The following is a 16441-nucleotide window of genomic DNA, read 5'->3' on the forward strand; positions in this document are numbered from 1 at the left end:
AAAACTTATTTGTCTGGCAATACTTCCCCACAGGCACTATTCTAGTGGCTGGTTTAGGAACTGACAGTGTGCGGTGAGGCAAAGAAGGTGCCGGTGGTACCACAAGCGGTTGGTTATCGCTTGGCTGGTGTTTTCCTTTGCCGGCTTGGCTATCTTGCTTTACAGAGGCGTTGGGTGGGTTTTCCTGCGGTACTATGCCGGTGATGTGGTGGGGATGGCGTTTTTATATTTCACGCTAAGCTTGTTCTGGGAAACACCGGCAGCCATTTGTGTCTGTCAAGGCGTTTCCTGTTCCTTGAGGTTGGCTGCGCCTAACGTTCCTCCCCGCTCTCCCCATCTCTCCATTTTGCCTCGACTGTGAGTTTTTACCCTGAGCGTGGGGAAATCTATTTTCAATTGGAGAGAAAATTATGCAACGATTCCAGACAGAAATTCGGGTGCGATATTACGAAATGGATGCACTCGGTCATGTTAATAATGCGATTTATCAGCATTATCTGGAACAAGCCGCGATTGAACATTCAGAACATATTGGCTATGGGGTCGCTCGTTATAGCGAATTAGGCGGCGTTTTTGTGATGCGGCGCATTACAATGGAATATCTCAGGCCGGCAGCTGCAGGTGATATTTTAGTGGTGACGACTTGGTTAGAAAATATGCGTGGCCCGCGATGTCACCGGCATTATGAAATCCGTAAGCAGGGGGAATCAGATTTGCTCGTAACGGCAGAGGTGCTGTGGGTTTGGGTAGATGCAAAAACGATGCGTCCGAAAGCAATTCCTACTGTGTTAATCGAGGCTTTTGAGCAATTGCAAGCACCCATTTCTGGAAGTTGAGGAGAGATGGAAAATTTGCTGGCATTTTCTCTACGCTTTTAGCGATTACACGTGACAAATTTTAAATTGATATGAGGAATTTTCAGATAAATAATGCTACTAGGTTGCCGGTTTGTTATGCGGATGTGGATGCGGCGGCAATGCGATTAGCCGGCACCGCTCATCGGACGCCGGTGATAACTTCCACAACGATTAACCGGCGCATTCAAAGCCAAGTGTTTTTTAAGTGTGAAAATTTCCAGCGCACCGGCTCTTTTAAATTTCGCGGCGCTTACAATGCTTTAGCGAATTTGTCAAAGGAACAAAAGCAAAAAGGTGTGCTAGCCTTTTCATCGGGAAATCATGCTCAAGCGATTGCACTTAGCGGTCAACTGTTAGGAATTGCTACAACGATTGTCATGCCAGATGATGCGCCGGCAGTTAAACAAATCGCAACTCGTGACTATGGTGCGGAGGTGATTTTATATTGCCGGCAGGAAACAAAGCGGGAAGAACTCGCTGAAAAAATAGCCGGTGAGCGAAGTTTAACGATTATTCCCCCTTACGATTATGCTGATGTGATTGCGGGACAAGGAACGGTAGCCAAAGAGCTAATTGAGGAAGTGGGAGAGTTAGATTTGCTGTTAGTTTGCTGTGGTGGGGGTGGGTTGCTTTCGGGTTGCGCGATTGCGGCAAATCATCTTTCTTCAAATTGTCGGATAATTGGAGTGGAGCCGGCAGTTGCAGATGATGCCACCCGCTCATTTCACAGCAAAACTTTGCAAACAGTCCATAATCCCAATACGATTGCGGATGGTGCGCGCACACCTTATCTTGGCGAGCTAACGTTTCCGTTAGTGTTGCATTATGTTCACGATATGGTAACGGTTTCCGAAGCGGCAATTCTCAGCACGATGTTTTTTTTGTGGGAACGGATGAAAATAGTCGTAGAACCCACCGGCACTTTAGCAGCAGCTGCTTTGCTTGAAGGTGTGGTTAGCGCTACAGATGCCAAAATCGGTGTAATTATTAGCGGCGGCAATGTCGATTTAAAATCTTTGCGAAGTTTTATTTAAATGTTATATAAACGCTGAGTTTTGGGAAACCTTAGTAAAAGTTACCTTTCCCAAAGCTTAAAAAGGCTGAAATTTGCTCAGATATAAATTTTTAACAGAGAAGAACTAACAATGTCTAAAACAAAAGAACCTGATGGGTGCGCGACTTTGATGCGCCGTTCCTTTTTGTTTATTCTCGGAATCGCAGCGGCTAGATTTTTACATCAGTATTTTTCAGTATCTCAAAATCGTTCTAACTTTATCACATTTCTGGGTTATTTAAAGGAAAAAGCTGTTGAGGCGTACCAAGAAAATGTTGGAGAAAAGCCTTTACCAAATGCACCCATTTCTCAAACAAGTCCGACTCAGAAGCCTTTACCAAATGCACCTGTTCCTAAAGCAAGTCCGACTCAAAAGCCGGGAAAACCTTCTCCCAGTCCTAAATTTACGGCTTCAACTAAGAAAGGAAAACCTGTAGAAGTTAAGCAGAATACGATTAACGGCGTCTCTTTTTATCAAACAACCATTGATTTGAATGATCCTGAAACCTTCTTAACGATTGGTTTAGCAAATGATGCGAAAGCCGCTAACACGGCAGCGCTTTCAACCGGCGATGAAGCATTTGAGAAGTTTGTGAGCCGGCATAAGGCGGCTGTGATCGTCAATGGCACTTTTTTTAGTAAAGATGCTCAGAAGCGAGTGATGGGGAATATGGTAGCCGGCGGCAAGTTTGTCAAATACAGTCGGTGGGAAAATTTTGGCACCACTTTGGGGATTAAAGCTAACAATGAACCCGAAATGATTACCGCACGTGCAGAAGGTAAACCAGAGTGGAATCAGCACTGGTTTTCTCTAACTTGTGGGCCAAGATTGCTCAAGCAGGGGAAAGTCTGGCTATCACCGAAGTTAGAAGGCTTCACAGATCCTCATGTTTTAGATATGGGATACCGCACAGCAGTCGGGTTTTCTGAGAGCCGGCAAACGTTATTTTTAATTAGTTTCTTAGCTAGTCTTTCTTTAAAACAAGAAGCGGAAATTATGAAAGCGATTGGCTGTAGCGAAGCGATGAATTTGGATGGAGGCGCATCGGAAGCTTTAGCTTATAATGGAGAAATTTTGCTGCCGGCAGGACGAAATCTCACCAATGTTATTGTGGTTTACGATACCAATAATCCAGCACCAAAAGCTTTAAAAGAAGATTGGCTACGTTTTCAAAATGGCTGGCGTCCAACAATTCCGACTTAAGCGAGAGATAAAGTTATTTCATTCTAATTCAGGAAAGGAGTTGGCACAGGAACATCGCTTGAGTTTTACACGACGTTAGCACTCAATCGCGAAAATCAAGAATCGCTATTTCCTGGTAATTAAGAAAAGTCTAAAGGTGTGAAGATGAAACTCAGGATTTTAACGCTGGCTGTCAGTCTGCTTTCCCTCTTATTCGCAACTCCATCCCAAGCGGCTAACCCAGAGGATGTTAAAACATTACTCAAAACGAAGCAATGTGCAAAGTGCGACTTGAGTAATGCTGACTTGAGGGGTGCCGACTTGAGCGGTGCGGATTTGCGTGCCGCAAAGCTAAGTGCTGCGAATTTGAGTGGTGCTAACTTGAGCGGTGCCGGCTTGTTTGCAGCTAAATTGAATGCTGCAAATTTGAGCGGTGCTAACTTAACAGGTGCCGATTTAAATGCGACGAATTTGACGAATGCCAATCTGACTGGTGCGGATCTGCAAAAAGCCTTGTTGATGGTGGCGAATATGGTGAGTAGCGACTTGAGTAATGCCAATTTGACGAATGCAGATATGAGTGCGGCTAACTTAAGTGGTGCGAATTTGACGGGTGCAAATTTCACGGGAACGGTTTTGAGTGCTGTCAACTTCAGTGGTGCGACGATGCCAGATGGCAAGTTATCCCAGTAAGCAAGTGTCACATTCTGCGGCTGTGGCATTTATCAGAGATATTGCACTTGTATCAACAACCGACAGCCGCAGGTTGGGTTGAGGAGGGTGCGATATCTCTGATGTATCCAAAATAACCGGGACGTTGAAACCTTCAAATATAGACCCTGTCTGGTAATTGCTGTCGTTCTTCTCTCTCGTTCAAATTTGGGGGGTTGACATGGCGGGAACCCTTTGTTAGTCTCAGGAGACATAGGCATATAAGCAATCTTCAACCCCAGCGGGTCTTAAAAATGTTCACCGACACCTCTTATTTTTATTTTTGGTGGTTTACGCAGGTTCACTTGGAGTGAGGCCAGTTTCGTAATGGCTACCAGGTGAACCGCAGAACAAACGCTGCGGTTTTTTTGTTTTCAATACTATTCAGGAAAAGGCAAAACAAGTGACTTATCAAGGCTATAGCTGGTTTTTTGGTTTTTACTTTTGGCTCAGTCAGAGTTCTGGGTAAGTATGGCCATGTCACTTGTCGCCTCAACCCGGAACTCTCAAAAGGTTCCGGGTTTTTTGTTAACCTCATTTTTTTCTAAGGAACGCACCCCATGTTAAGCGCCAAACTCGCATCCAAGTCTCACACCGAACACCAAACCGCTATCCGCATCTCAGAAAACGCCACCGTTGGCGGCCACGACCTGTTAATTATTGGTGGCCCTTGCGCTGTCGAGAGTTTAGAACAGATGGAGCAAGTGGCCAGTCATTTAGCCGACGCGCCGGTTCAGGTTTTGCGCGGTGGCGTCTACAAACCCCGCACCTCCCCTTACGCTTTCCAAGGCATGGGAGATGCGGGGTTAAATATTTTATCGGCAGTTAGCCAGCGTTATGGTGTGCCGGTGGTGACTGAGGTGATGTCTATCAGCCAAATTGAAGGCATTGTGGAACACGCGGATATGTTGCAAATTGGTAGCCGCAATATGCAAAACTTCGATTTGCTGAAAGCCGTGGGAAGTGCCGGCAAGCCGGTGATCCTCAAGCGCGGGTTGGCGGCAACCATTGAAGAGTTCGTGATGGCGGCAGAATATATCCTCAGTCACGGCAACCCAGATGTGGTGTTGTGCGAACGCGGGATTCGCAGCTTCGACAATTACACCAGAAATGTGCTGGATTTGGGAGCAGTGGTGGCGCTGAAGCAGATCACGCATTTGCCGGTGATCGTTGATCCGTCTCATGCCGCCGGCAAGCGGGAATTGGTTGCAGCGTTGGCAAAAGCAGCAGTTGCCGCAGGTGCAGATGGCTTGATGATCGAGTGTCACCCGCAACCGGAAGAGTCGGTTTCCGATGCCAGACAGGCGCTTTCTTTGCAAGACATGGTGGATTTAGTTCACGGTTTAAGGCCGGTTGCTGCAGCGGTAGGCCGGCGCGTACCGACTGCCAAAAGTCATCGGCAATTATCTGTGGCGTAGCAATTTCTTTGTAGGGGCGAATCTTGTAAGAAAATCAAGACAAGTTTTCGCCCGATTTATTCAACCGGAGAAGGGTATGGGATTAAAGCTGGAAAAAGTTGTTCCTTGGGGACGATCACTCGATGAATACATCAGGATGTTTAACCTAACTCCTGATGATCTGCGATTAAAAATTCTCGATTGTGCTGCCGGCCCTGCGAGTTTTAATGCTGAAATGACCGGCAAAGGATACAGCGTGATTTCCTGTGACCCAATTTATCAATTTACCGGCGAAGAAATTTCTCGGCGCATTGAGGAAACTTATCCAGCGATTATGGCTGGAGTTGAGGCAAATCGAGATAGCTACGTTTGGCAAGATATCCACTCGCCGTCACATTTGGCTCAGGTGAGAATGGCGGCAATGCAGCAGTTTTTGTTAGATTTTTCTGCCGGTTTGCAGACAGGACGCTATGTGTTTGGGGAATTGCCGATTTTGCCATTTAAAACGGGTGAATTTGATTTAGCGTTGTGTTCTCATTTGCTATTTACTTACTCGGATCATCTTTCTCAAACGTTTCATATTGAAGCCATTACCCAATTGTGCAGAGTTGCTTCAGAAGTGCGAATTTTTCCGATTTTAAATCTATCAGGGGAAGTTTCCCCGCTGCTAGAGCCGGCAATGAGTGAACTCAAAACCCAAGGATACCATTTAGAAATTCAGCCCGTTGCTTATGAGTTTCAGCGCGGCGGCAATCAGCTTTTGCGTGTGGTTCACCCAAATCTGTCTGCGCTCTCACGAAAAGACGCTTCATATAACTTAACAATTTGAAGTTAAATTAACCCATTCGTTATTCAGTAATAAAAACCTAGAGATGCCGGCACTGGGCAAGGGATCAGCTGGCAATTTCACCTCGATTTATTCCTTTCAGTAGATGCACGTAGGGATTTGACGCGGTTATCCTCTTTACATCGGGTAAATGTCCGCAAATCCCGCAATCAATTACTTGAAAAAATAAAATATAGAGGTGGTCGTGATGAAAACTATAACTCGGTTCTCCAACACTTTGCTCATTATCTCTGCACTGGTGGTGTGTGGCGTGACACAAGCTTGGGTCATTACAAAGATAGTCCCAACCTTCGTTGCCAGGGTGGATGTACGCCCAATATACGAATAAGTGTGCCGGTTAAAATCAACAATCTACTTTTTTAATATTGATTTGCACCATCAAGCTGTGTGTGTCCCTTCCCTAGCCCCTCATTCTGCTACGCTTCCTGAAGGACACTCGCAATGAATTCTTGCATTCGCTGGTAGTGGGTTCCCTTCCAGAAAATTTGGCCGCAGGAGGAACATTGGCGAAACTCATGATATTTTTGCCGTGTTTTCGCCGGCAGCCTATCTACAATCATTTCCTTAGCAACCGACTCTAATAATCCATTGCAATGCAAACATCGGCAATGAGGGGCGACCGCTTTAAATAAATCAAAGCGTCGCAACACCTCAATTAACTGCCGGTTGGGGTTTGTTTCCCTGACAAAATAGCCATAAGTCACTAGACTGCGCTTCAGCAAACCAATATCTCTGCTGAGCAAAATTCGTTCTTCACTGCTGGAAATCTTCGCCAACGCTTCATCTTCATAATCATTGCGATACAGCGTATCAAATCCCAGCATTCGCAGAAAACCCGCCAGCTTTCCCAGGTGAACATCCAAAACAAAGCGAGACGGGTACTGGATTCTATCGTTAAATGGGGAGATGGGATAAACGCTGCACTCGTCCCCTGATTGCAGAATATAGGAGAAGTCAACCGGCTCACGATTTACCAAAATGCGCCCAACTTCACAGTGAGGAATGCCCAAGGATTCAATGGTATCTTTAATCGCCCCGCGTCCAGTAAATTCATAAACAAAACTCTGCTGGCGTTTGTTTGCCGGCAAAAAATCATTCAATTCTGCATCAAACCGGAAAATAGCTTGATTCATTTAAATTAATGCGCCCCAAGTGTTTGAAAAAATAAATTTTGATCTAAATCTATCGTAATCACTGACTTCGCTTTTGTCGCGTTCCGTTCGTTTTAGACTTGAGTGGTTGGCTATCAAAAAAGAATGAAATTCTGTGGGACTTCTAGCGCTTGATGTTGGGTTCACAAAGCTGGCTACGGGATTTTACATCACCGTCAGCACCTGCATTGGCGGCGGTTAGATTCTCAATGGACAGCCTTGGCGCGGTGCTGATGGCATGGCCGGCAAGATTGGCCATACCGTGGTTGATCCAACTGGCCCTGTTTGTTTATACGGCAAGCGAGGGTGTGTGGAGAGACTCGCTTCCGGGCCATATATGGCGCAACAAGCGCGAGAACGCCTGCAAGCTCGGCCAGAACAAGGGTCACGGTTGCGCCATCTTGTTAAGGGCAACCTAAATAAAATTACAGGTTGAGCCGGCACGCGATTAAAAATGATAAATTGAAAAATTCTCATTTTAAATTTTTATCGGGTGCGAGGTGACTCTCCGTGCAATTCACACTCTCTGTTTCTCCGAGGAAAATCGCCAAAGTTCTGACTGCCGCCGTCATTTTTTTTACGGCTGCCGGTGTTGCTGTACAAGTTGCTAAATACGGCTTTAACTATCGGGAAGATTGGTTAAAGATATTTAACCTCGATAGAGAACTAAATTATCCTTCCTGGTACGCTTCTTTTACCTTAATCTTTTGTTCTCTTCTGCTCACCACCATTGCTTCAGCAAAGAAGATAGAGGGTGATCGCTACTTTCGGCATTGGAAAGCTTTATCTATCATTTTTCTAATTTTTTCTCTCGATGAAGCTATTAGTCTTCATGAAATCTTGATTATTCCCGATTTGCGTCGGTTTCTGCATCTTGGGGGAATCTTTTATTATGTTTGGGTTATTCCCGCCCTTGTATTTGTCGGACTTGTTGGACTCGCTTACTATAAATTTATCAAACATCTTCCCAAACAAACAACGATTTTATTTCTGCTTGCCGGGGGAATTTATATCGGCGGTGCATTGGGTATGGAAATGATTGGGGGATATTACACGGATTTATATGGAAAAAATAATTTAACTTATGCCCTAATTACCTGCTTGGAAGAATTTCTTGAAATGGCAGGAATTGTTGTGTTCATCCACGGGTTACTGGATTATATGCGTTTTTACCTAAAAAACTTAAATGTGCAAGTCGAGTTTATGGAGGAAAGAAAGCAACCAGTGAGAAAATCATCGGTTCATCCTGATATGCGGTCAAATAATAACCATTAATCAATGAGCATTCAAAACGAAAGTTTAAAATTAAAAAAAAATAGAGATTTCTGGCTGCATCTTCTACTGCTCTTGCTGTGGATTGCTATCGGTGCCGGTTTACGCTTTACCCATTTAGCCTCGAAAAATCCTTCAACCATTGAGCTAGCAACCCTAATTTTTAGCTTGGGCAACAGTGTGCAAACCGTGCCGGTGGAGCAAGCAATCACGCTTGATAAGCTTCTGCAACCCTTACAACCGGCACCGATCTTGGGCATCCGTGAAGTGATTCACAACCTGATGACAGAAAGTACCCATCCCCCAATTTATTTTGCGTTAAGTCACTGGTGGTTAAAACTATTTCCTGCAAATGATGGATTGGTTTCATTATGGGCAGGACGAGCGCTGAGTGCCCTTTTTGGGGTCGTCTCAATTCCTGCCATGTTTGGCTTTGGATGGCTGGCTTTTCGTTCTCGCTTAGTTGGACAAATTGCCGCTGCCATGATGGCAGTTTCTCCCTACGGCATTTATTTGGCTCAAGAAGCTCGACATTACACTTTAACAATTTTATTAATCATAGCATCTTTATGTTGCTTGGTCGTTGCTACCCGAATCATTCAAAATAAAATTGTTCTGCCGGCTCCGATAGTATTAATTTGGGTAGTCGTTAATAGTTTGGGAATTGCTGTTCATTACTTCTTCGTGCTTACCCTCGCTGCGGAAGCTTTAGTCTTGCTAAAATTTTGGCTTGCAGATTGGCAATTCGCAAAGAAGAAATCAGAAGGCGAAAATTCTCCTTCTCCTTTCCTCTCTAAATCCTGGTGGCGAATTTATGGCACTGCCGCCGGCACTCTCATCGGATGCTTAGTTTGGCTGCCGGCTTTGAAAGGTGCTTCTGATAGTGAACTGACAAAATGGATTTATGAAGGGAATCCCTTGAGTGACTTCTTCGCACCGATTGCTCGGCTTGTGGCTTGGTTGATCACGATGCTTTCATTGTTGCCGGTGGAAGGGCAAAGTTTACCCATTACTGTTGCTTCTAGTTTATTACTGGGAATTTTTATCCTCTGGGCGGTGACAATTTTTATTCGGGGAACCAGAAGGCAAATGCAGCAGCCGGCGATTCGTTTAAGCCTCCAAGTCTTAGGTGGATTTATTTTAGCAGCAATTTTCATAATTTTATGTGTCACTTATATTGTGGGTGCTGATGTAACCCTAGCCGCTCGTTATCATTTTTTCTACTTTCCTGCTGTGATAGTTTTCCTGGCAGCGAGTCTTGCCGTTTATTGGGATCATTCCCCGACGGAAGGGCGGGGAATAGGGACATTTTCGCTGATACCTTTCTCATTTATGGGTGGAAAGAAAACGGTAAGTATAATTTTACTGATGGGTTTGATCGGGAGTCTAACAGTTGTTTCCAATTTAGGGTTTCAAAAATCTAAACGCGCCGATCTTTTGGTTCCTATCATTCAACAAACCTCTCAGGTGCCGGTTTTAATCGCGATGGTTCATAAAACTCACGCTGAAACGAGAGCGCTGATGGTATTAGCTTTGGAATTCAAACGCAACAAGGGTTTATTAAAAACTGCAAAGAATTCTCCTCAATTTCTTCTAACTCACAAAGACGATGATTCTCAGCCGGCTACTGATACCCTCAGCAGAACCTTGAGTCAAATGCCACGCCCTTTGGATTTATGGGCTGTCAATTTTAACGCCCCCATTGGCGCGGAATCACAAAACTGTGTGCTTGATTCTAAATCCAAGCCAAAAGTGACAGGTTATAAATACCGGCTTTATCACTGCCTTTAAATTAGGCTACAATAATTGAAATTTAAAAAATATACTCAATAAATACTGTCAGTAAAAACCAGCCCACCAGACAGCAATTCAAAACTCAGTAATTAGGAATTCTTTTTCAATGACAATCTACTTTTACAGTACCCATGATCAATACGGTTGCTTCTCCAATTTTTCGCCCCACGGCTTTGAATTAGACGGTGCTTATTGGCCAACCAGTGAGCATTACTTTCAAGCCCAAAAATTTGTCGGCACCCCCCACGCTGACGAAATTCGACAGGTAAAAGCACCCAAAGATGCTGCCAAAATGGGACGCGAACGCAAACGTCCCCTACGTCCGGATTGGGAAGACGTGAAAGACGATATTATGCGAAAAGCCGTTTTAAAAAAATTTGAAACTCATGCCGGCATCCGCGAAATTCTTTTAGCAACCGGCGATGAAGAAATTGTCGAGAATTCTCCGATTGACTATTACTGGGGTTGCGGTGCTGATGGCAGTGGCAAAAATATGCTCGGAAAGATTCTAGTAGAAGTGCGAGAAATTCTACGCGAACGCATTGAAGAAAAAAGTGGCCCCCTCTCCTAATTCTTCCTCTGCACGTTAGATGTACTGTTTTTGAGCTGGAAGAACTAATGATTCACATCAGGAGACGCGCCTCAATGTTTCCAGCGTAAGACTTGTAAAATTACCCTGATCGTCAAACTGGCGAATTACCCGTTGATGTTGAGTGGAATTCAGCAGCCATCCAACTGCAATCGTAAATGCTTCGCCGATTGCTAGCTGAAGAGGACAGCTTAAAGAAATTCCATCTGGAAAAAAGAACACTCGATTTTGTTCTCCCAGAGAATCGAATCCTTGCCATTGAATCGCAATCGCTTCAGAAACTTGTAAATCAGGCGTCATACTCACGCTGTTGCCTTGCCAAACCCCGCTCAAGTTTTCCACAGAAGGCTGCGCCGGCTCACTCGGAGGAACCGATAGCTGTTCCCGAATGACTTTCATTGTTTGCAAAGCGTAGCTCTCATCATATTGTGTTACAAAACGAGTTCGCTGGTTTTCATGCCTGAACCCTATTTGCATGAAAAGCCCTGAGCCAGCCTCTAGCTGTTGTCCACCCCACGAAAATGTATTTTCTAAAAAAAGTGACGACAGGCAATTGTCTTTTGTATACCGGCCATAGTCTTGTTCTTCCTTCGTTCCATCCGCATAGCTATTGTAATTAACATGATGAATTTCAGTTTGTTCTGAATTCAGTTCTAAACTGGTAATGACGTTAACCACTTTTAAAATTTCCAAACTTGGTGAATAGGTTGTCCAAGTTCCGTGCCAGATGTCGGCTTGAAATTTACAACAATTTTCCCAATTCTTAAGATTCCAGTTCATTGGCATGATTGTTTCAATAAACGGTTGTTTAGTAGGCAGAATTTTATCATAAAAGCGTTAATAATTTGTAATTGTTATCACACTTGTTTTAACAGGCTTTGTGAGAAATCGCGATCTTTACGCTATGAGTGAGTTTAACCGCTAAGATTTAGTTAGAGTAAAAAATTATAAAATTCTCGAATGCAGGAAACATGGCATCAGCAAAACCAGAAACTTTAGAAGTTGCTCATCTGGCATTTCAATACTTTTCTCAAGGACTAGCAACCGGCAACTGGGAACCCTTCTTAGCTACGCTCACAGAAGACTTTACCTTTTGGTTTCCGGTGGGATTGTATAAGGGAGTGAACACCGGCAAAGATCGGGCGGCTGCTTTCTTCCAGTACGTTTCTGAGGCGTTTAGCGAAGGACTTACTGTTACAGTGGAACGTGTTACGAGTAACGACACAACGGTTGTTTTCGAGATTCACTCGCAGGGAAGTCTTAGGGGGAAATCTTACAGCAACAAGGCGGCAGTATCTTTAGATGTTCGCGGCAACCAAATTTGTGCTTATCGCGAGTATCTCAGTATTATCGTTCAACCTAGCAGTGCGGAATAGGTGGGGAACTTCTCAGGGGACTTTTTGGCAAATTGATGGATAGGGTTTGATTTATTTGCTAAAAAATTTATAAAAGCGCAAGGTGACGGCGTTTGCCTCTTTATTAACTTTTGCAAAATATCATTGACACAAATAGACTAATATGTAGATATTGTGCCATATCCCTGCTGTTTCCTGATGGATTGCTGGCTGCCGACATTGAGAAGTGTTGAGATATCGTTGTCACAGCCCTGCACAAAAGTTAAGGTAAGGATGAGCGCAGGAGCGTTGAAAAGGTCAACGCACATAAAAAATATTTTGAAAGTGTTTTAAATCACTATCGGTATGTGTTTTCATCACAATCGATCTGAGATTTCAATCACCAGGCGCGACCGCAAAATGACTCATAGTATTAATTGTGAGTTTGTGGAGGGAGTGAAGATGAAGCCTGGGATCTTGGCAACCGCAATATTACTGATCGCAACCGGCACCGTGATGCCGGCTAACGCTGAGAATGCGGCACACCTGAAACAATTGCTTGAAACTAATGAGTGCGAAAGGTGCGATCTGAGCGGAATTCAGCTAGCAGGGGTTGACTTGCGCGGCGCGAATTTGAAAGAAGCCAATCTCAGGGGAACGATCCTTAACGGTGCGAACCTGAATGAAGCCAATTTGAATCAGGCGAACTTGGCGGGGGCGCAACTGCAGGGAACAACATTGGTTGGCTCGAAACTACATGGAGCCAATCTAGATGATGCGGATTTGAGCAATGCTAACCTCAGTATGGCCGGCATGGTGATTGCCAGCCTCAAGAATACCAACCTCACACAAACGAATCTGATTGGCGCAAATTTAGAAAGCGCCAAGCTTGCCGGTGCTAACCTCAATAAGGCTCATCAGTCTGTTGCCAACCTGGGGAACACAAATCTGATGGGTGGCAGCGTATACGCAATGGATGTCAGTGGCGTCAATCTGCGAGATGCCGATTTGACTGGGGCGAACTTAGCCGACGCAAATTTGAGAGGTTCCGATTTATCCGGCGCAAACCTTGTCGGTGCAAATTTGGGGAATGTCGATCTGAGAAATGCTTTGCTGCAAAATACAACAATGCCCGATGGTAAGCCGGCAGAATCTTCCGTAAGCTCGGTCAACGGTCATCAAGAGTGAGCATCAAAAAAATCAAGAATTTAGAAGTAGGAGCCGGCTCGAATACGGCTCCTACTCTATGTTTTACGAGAGTCCTTTAAACGCTCTCCTTGTTCTTATACAAGCATTACAGGCTGGAGAGCCGATGGATTAGCTAAGCGCAAACAAGCTTATGCCCCAGCAGAAACAGCCTCATCACTAGCAAGGCGAATTGTGTCATCCTCGCCCAGATATTCGCCGTTTTGGACTTCAATGATCACCACAGGAATCGCACCTGGATTTTCCACACGGTGAGGTGTGCATTGAGGAACGTAGGTAGAACGGTATTGAGTCACTAATACTTCCTCATCACCACAGATCACCTTGGCTGTACCGGAAACAACGATCCAGTGTTCGCTGCGATGATAGTGAATTTGCGCCGTCATCGTATGACCTGGTTTAATCTCAATTTGATTAATCCGATATCGTGGGCCTTCTTCTAAAACGGTGACTTTGCCCCAAAATCTTTCTTCTGCTTGATTAGAACTCGCTTCAGGTAAATTGGCGCTCTCTTCCTGAACTTCGTTTTGCTCTTCGCTCATGGCTTGCCTCTAGTCAGTGTCATATTTATTGTGTGCTAGCGACTAACAATTCGAGTATCTCAGGCTTGCCAAAATATCAAATCGTTACGACACTAACCGAAAGTTGATTGTTTGCATACGGTGGCAGCAGTTAACGAAGTCTGCGCCATCGGCAAGTTCAACACATTGCACCGAATTACCCAACTGCCGGCTCTAGTAGCTGAATCGTACCAGTGCCGGCATCAATTTCCACTTCCCCACCAATCGGCAAGGTGAATTTATTCGGAATGTGACCAATCATCGAACCGTACCACGCGGGTATTCGCAGGGGTTTGATGTGTTCCGACAACACTTGCCCCAATGTCAGGGATTTATCGGGTTCTTCTGGGTCACAATCGGTACATTGACCAAAGATAAACCCAGAAATTTGGTTAAGAATCCCTGCCAATTTTAATTGAGTCAGCATTCGGTCGATGCGATAAACTTCTTCGCCGATTTCTTCGACAAAGAGAATTTTCTGCTTCCAGTCTGGCAGGTAAGGAGAACCCACCATCGCCGTCAGGACAGATAAATTACCACCCACAAGTTGACCCCTTGCTTTACCGGCAGTCAGGGTTGTTACGCGGACTTGAGCTTGTGGGTTACCTCGGCTGCCGGTGTTGGGGGCATTTCGCAGCATCATCGCTTCCCCATTAAACAAAATGCGCTTGAAGCAATTGACAGAAAAAGGATTCCAACTCGACGTACCCACCGGCCCGTGAAACGTCACAAGGCCACTGCGGGCGTAAATGGCCAGCAGCAAGGAGGTGATATCGCTGTAACCAATAATAATTTTTGGATGCCGGCGGATGAGTTCGTAATCGAGTAACGGCAAAATCCGACTGCCTCCCCAACCTCCCCGCATCGCAATCAACGCTTTCACCGAGGTATCGGCAAACATCGCATTCACATCAGCGGCGCGATCCACATCTTTGCCGCCCAAATAGCCATACCGATCCCGCACATGAGCGGCAGGCTTGACTTTTAACCCAAATTTTGCAAGCTCTTTTTTAACAAAATCGATATCTTCGGGATCAAGGAAACTGGCGGGGTTAATCAATCCCACCGTATCACCAGCTTTTAAGCGGGGGGGTTTGAGGATGGCGGGTGGGGGCGGGTTATCTTGGGCGGCTGCCGGCACCTGTGAAGCCAGCATGGCCAAGCCAAACGTTTTGAGAAAAAAGCGGCGATTAATTGTCATGCCGTAAGTTGTATTGATTCTTGAGTTTAAGGATGAAAGTGACAATCCCAAAACTCAATACAGTTTCGCGACACCAAAATCAACAGAGATTTCAGATTGCCGGCTCAACTCAAAGGACAAAACCGTTTTTGTTCTGGCTCATATTTCCAAGCGATGCCGGCAGGATCTTTGCCGCGACTCCAGTCAGAAAATTCCGGCTTGCTTTTCCATTTACTGACAGTATTGGCGTGAACATTGAAGCGTCGGGCGAGTTCTGCTTGCGTCATCGGCGCGGACAAGGAAAGCAGGCTTTGAGACTGTGCAATGAAAGACTGAGTGGGGCTAGAGGAATAAATTTTGGGCTGTGCCGGCACAGTTGGAACCTGCGGTTTGCGTTCAACCAACGTGTGAGGTTCCCCAGCCACGGCGGGAAACGCCGTTTCAAAGAAATACAGCATTCCCCCCTGATCGGTGACTTCAAAATGAGCAGAAAATTCTTTGGATCGCCCATCTAAATAACTTTGGGCTTCTGCGCCAGAGACATTTGCCTTCATCGCCAAATCCAGGGTGGTAATGCGTCCCTGATTTTCTTGAATCAGCCGGTAAAAAACCGCGTTGAGCTGAGCAAGTTTGTTTTGTTGTAGTAGCCAATAGCGCTTTAACGCCCAGCCAATGCCGGTTACCAACGCCAGAGGCACAAAAATGCGCGCCGCAGCCAGGATCGCAGCGACGCCGAAGGCGATAGGGATCACGAGAGTCAGATATCCTCCCGCGCTGCTCTCAATTTTTTTGGTATTTTTAGCCATATTGCTTCCTTGTCACCCACTGCCGGTGCCTGCTGATCACTGTTTCACCCGCCTGCAATTGCTAATGCCGGCAGGAAAGCGCAACCGATCACAAACATTATGGCTTTAATTTTATAGCCTTCCTAGGGTTGTATTGCCGGTTTGCTGCCGATGCCGGTAATAGACATTACAGGGCACTTCAGTCAATGATTACCCCGGTTTGAAGTCTCCTATCGTTAATATGTTCAGGTTTTGGGGCATCTTGATCCTTAAGAAAGGATTATCCAAAAAAGCTAGATTCGCAATTAACGATTACAGTTGGCAATCTAGCATTCCCATTGGGGTGAGGTAAAACGAGATGCGATTTTTGCCGGCGGTTGTGATAGTTTTGTTGTTGCTCGATCCAATGAGCGGTGGCGATGACGTAGATTCTCATCGGGGAGAAAGCCGGCGTGACATGACTTCCCATCCCCCTGCAATTGTGATAGCGCCCTATTAAAGTTTATGCAGCGCTTGACAGC

At 45.4% G+C, this 16441-nt stretch carries 20 protein-coding genes; 15 read left to right on the top strand and 5 right to left on the bottom strand.

Going from position 1 to position 16441, the window contains the following annotated elements; genetic code table 11:
* The first annotated feature begins 73 nt into the window (after positions 1–73).
* The 8 genes from H6F56_RS04145 (at position 74) to H6F56_RS04180 (ending at position 6377) form a co-directional block, all read left to right on the top strand.
* Positions 74–361, top strand: coding sequence for a hypothetical protein (locus H6F56_RS04145; protein WP_206753388.1), 288 nt, complete (start codon positions 74–76; stop codon positions 359–361).
* Positions 362–410: 49 nt separating this feature from the next.
* Positions 411–836 carry an acyl-CoA thioesterase gene (locus H6F56_RS04150; protein ID WP_190665587.1) on the top strand — a complete coding sequence of 142 codons (426 nt, stop codon included), beginning with the start codon at positions 411–413 and terminating at the stop codon, positions 834–836.
* A gap of 71 nt (positions 837–907) precedes the next feature.
* Positions 908–1891, top strand: a complete 984-nt coding sequence (locus tag H6F56_RS04155) for a threo-3-hydroxy-L-aspartate ammonia-lyase (protein WP_190665588.1) — start codon at positions 908–910, stop codon at positions 1889–1891.
* A gap of 111 nt (positions 1892–2002) precedes the next feature.
* Positions 2003–3115: a phosphodiester glycosidase family protein gene (locus H6F56_RS04160; protein WP_190665589.1), complete on the top strand. Its 1113-nt coding sequence runs from the start codon at positions 2003–2005 to the stop codon at positions 3113–3115.
* A gap of 144 nt (positions 3116–3259) precedes the next feature.
* The gene (locus tag H6F56_RS04165) at positions 3260–3787 is read left to right on the top strand and encodes a pentapeptide repeat-containing protein (RefSeq protein WP_190665590.1); all 528 of its coding nucleotides are present in this window, start codon (positions 3260–3262) and stop codon (positions 3785–3787) included.
* 578 nt (positions 3788–4365) lie between these two features.
* Positions 4366–5223: a 3-deoxy-7-phosphoheptulonate synthase gene (gene aroF, locus H6F56_RS04170; protein ID WP_190665591.1), complete on the top strand. Its 858-nt coding sequence runs from the start codon at positions 4366–4368 to the stop codon at positions 5221–5223.
* A gap of 76 nt (positions 5224–5299) precedes the next feature.
* A complete protein-coding gene (locus H6F56_RS04175; RefSeq protein WP_190665592.1) occupies positions 5300–6031 on the top strand; it encodes an SAM-dependent methyltransferase in 732 nt (243 codons plus the stop codon).
* Between the two features lie 205 nt (positions 6032–6236).
* On the top strand, positions 6237–6377 hold the full coding sequence (locus H6F56_RS04180) for a hypothetical protein (protein WP_190665593.1): 141 nt from the start codon (positions 6237–6239) through the stop codon (positions 6375–6377).
* Positions 6378–6465: 88 nt separating this feature from the next.
* Here H6F56_RS04180 and H6F56_RS04185 read toward each other — a convergent pair whose 3' ends face one another.
* Positions 6466–7182, bottom strand: coding sequence for a Mut7-C RNAse domain-containing protein (locus H6F56_RS04185; protein WP_190665594.1), 717 nt, complete (start codon positions 7180–7182; stop codon positions 6466–6468).
* Positions 7183–7402: 220 nt separating this feature from the next.
* Here H6F56_RS04185 and H6F56_RS04190 point away from each other — a divergent pair, with 220 nt between their 5' ends.
* From H6F56_RS04190 to H6F56_RS04205, 4 genes are all read left to right on the top strand, one after another.
* Positions 7403–7636, top strand: coding sequence for an ROK family protein (locus H6F56_RS04190; protein ID WP_309236445.1), 234 nt, complete (start codon positions 7403–7405; stop codon positions 7634–7636).
* Between the two features lie 74 nt (positions 7637–7710).
* Complete coding sequence (locus H6F56_RS04195) at positions 7711–8475, top strand: hypothetical protein (RefSeq protein ID WP_190665596.1); 765 nt, start codon at positions 7711–7713, stop codon at positions 8473–8475.
* A gap of 3 nt (positions 8476–8478) precedes the next feature.
* A complete protein-coding gene (locus H6F56_RS04200; protein WP_190665597.1) occupies positions 8479–10263 on the top strand; it encodes a glycosyltransferase family 39 protein in 1785 nt (594 codons plus the stop codon).
* 109 nt (positions 10264–10372) lie between these two features.
* Positions 10373–10837: an NADAR family protein gene (locus H6F56_RS04205; RefSeq protein ID WP_190665598.1), complete on the top strand. Its 465-nt coding sequence runs from the start codon at positions 10373–10375 to the stop codon at positions 10835–10837.
* Between the two features lie 57 nt (positions 10838–10894).
* Here the strand turns inward: H6F56_RS04205 and H6F56_RS04210 are convergent, their stop codons facing one another.
* Positions 10895–11641: a DUF3598 family protein gene (locus tag H6F56_RS04210; protein ID WP_190665599.1), complete on the bottom strand. Its 747-nt coding sequence runs from the start codon at positions 11639–11641 to the stop codon at positions 10895–10897.
* Positions 11642–11826: 185 nt separating this feature from the next.
* On the opposite strand from H6F56_RS04210, the gene H6F56_RS04215 reads away from it, so the two are divergent.
* Together H6F56_RS04215 and H6F56_RS04220 are read left to right on the top strand one after the other, a co-directional pair.
* A complete protein-coding gene (locus H6F56_RS04215; RefSeq protein ID WP_190665600.1) occupies positions 11827–12231 on the top strand; it encodes a nuclear transport factor 2 family protein in 405 nt (134 codons plus the stop codon).
* A 420-nt stretch (positions 12232–12651) separates the two neighbouring features.
* On the top strand, positions 12652–13377 hold the full coding sequence (locus H6F56_RS04220; protein ID WP_190665601.1) for a pentapeptide repeat-containing protein: 726 nt from the start codon (positions 12652–12654) through the stop codon (positions 13375–13377).
* Positions 13378–13526: 149 nt separating this feature from the next.
* Here the strand turns inward: H6F56_RS04220 and H6F56_RS04225 are convergent, their stop codons facing one another.
* The 3 genes from H6F56_RS04225 to H6F56_RS04235 all read right to left on the bottom strand — a co-directional run bounded on the left by H6F56_RS04225 (position 13527) and on the right by H6F56_RS04235 (position 15941).
* Complete coding sequence (locus tag H6F56_RS04225; protein ID WP_190665602.1) at positions 13527–13937, bottom strand: phosphomannose isomerase type II C-terminal cupin domain; 411 nt, start codon at positions 13935–13937, stop codon at positions 13527–13529.
* Between the two features lie 175 nt (positions 13938–14112).
* A complete protein-coding gene (locus H6F56_RS04230; protein ID WP_190665603.1) occupies positions 14113–15156 on the bottom strand; it encodes a S66 peptidase family protein in 1044 nt (347 codons plus the stop codon).
* Between the two features lie 104 nt (positions 15157–15260).
* Positions 15261–15941 (bottom strand): hypothetical protein, encoded by a 681-nt coding sequence (locus H6F56_RS04235; RefSeq protein ID WP_190665604.1) that lies wholly within the window; start codon positions 15939–15941, stop codon positions 15261–15263.
* Positions 15942–16278: 337 nt separating this feature from the next.
* Here H6F56_RS04235 and H6F56_RS04240 point away from each other — a divergent pair, with 337 nt between their 5' ends.
* Complete coding sequence (locus H6F56_RS04240) at positions 16279–16419, top strand: hypothetical protein (RefSeq protein ID WP_190665605.1); 141 nt, start codon at positions 16279–16281, stop codon at positions 16417–16419.
* Positions 16420–16441: the final 22 nt, after the last annotated feature.

This window comes from Microcoleus sp. FACHB-672 (genome assembly GCF_014695725.1).
Taxonomy (GTDB): Bacteria; Cyanobacteriota; Cyanobacteriia; order Cyanobacteriales; family Oscillatoriaceae; genus FACHB-68.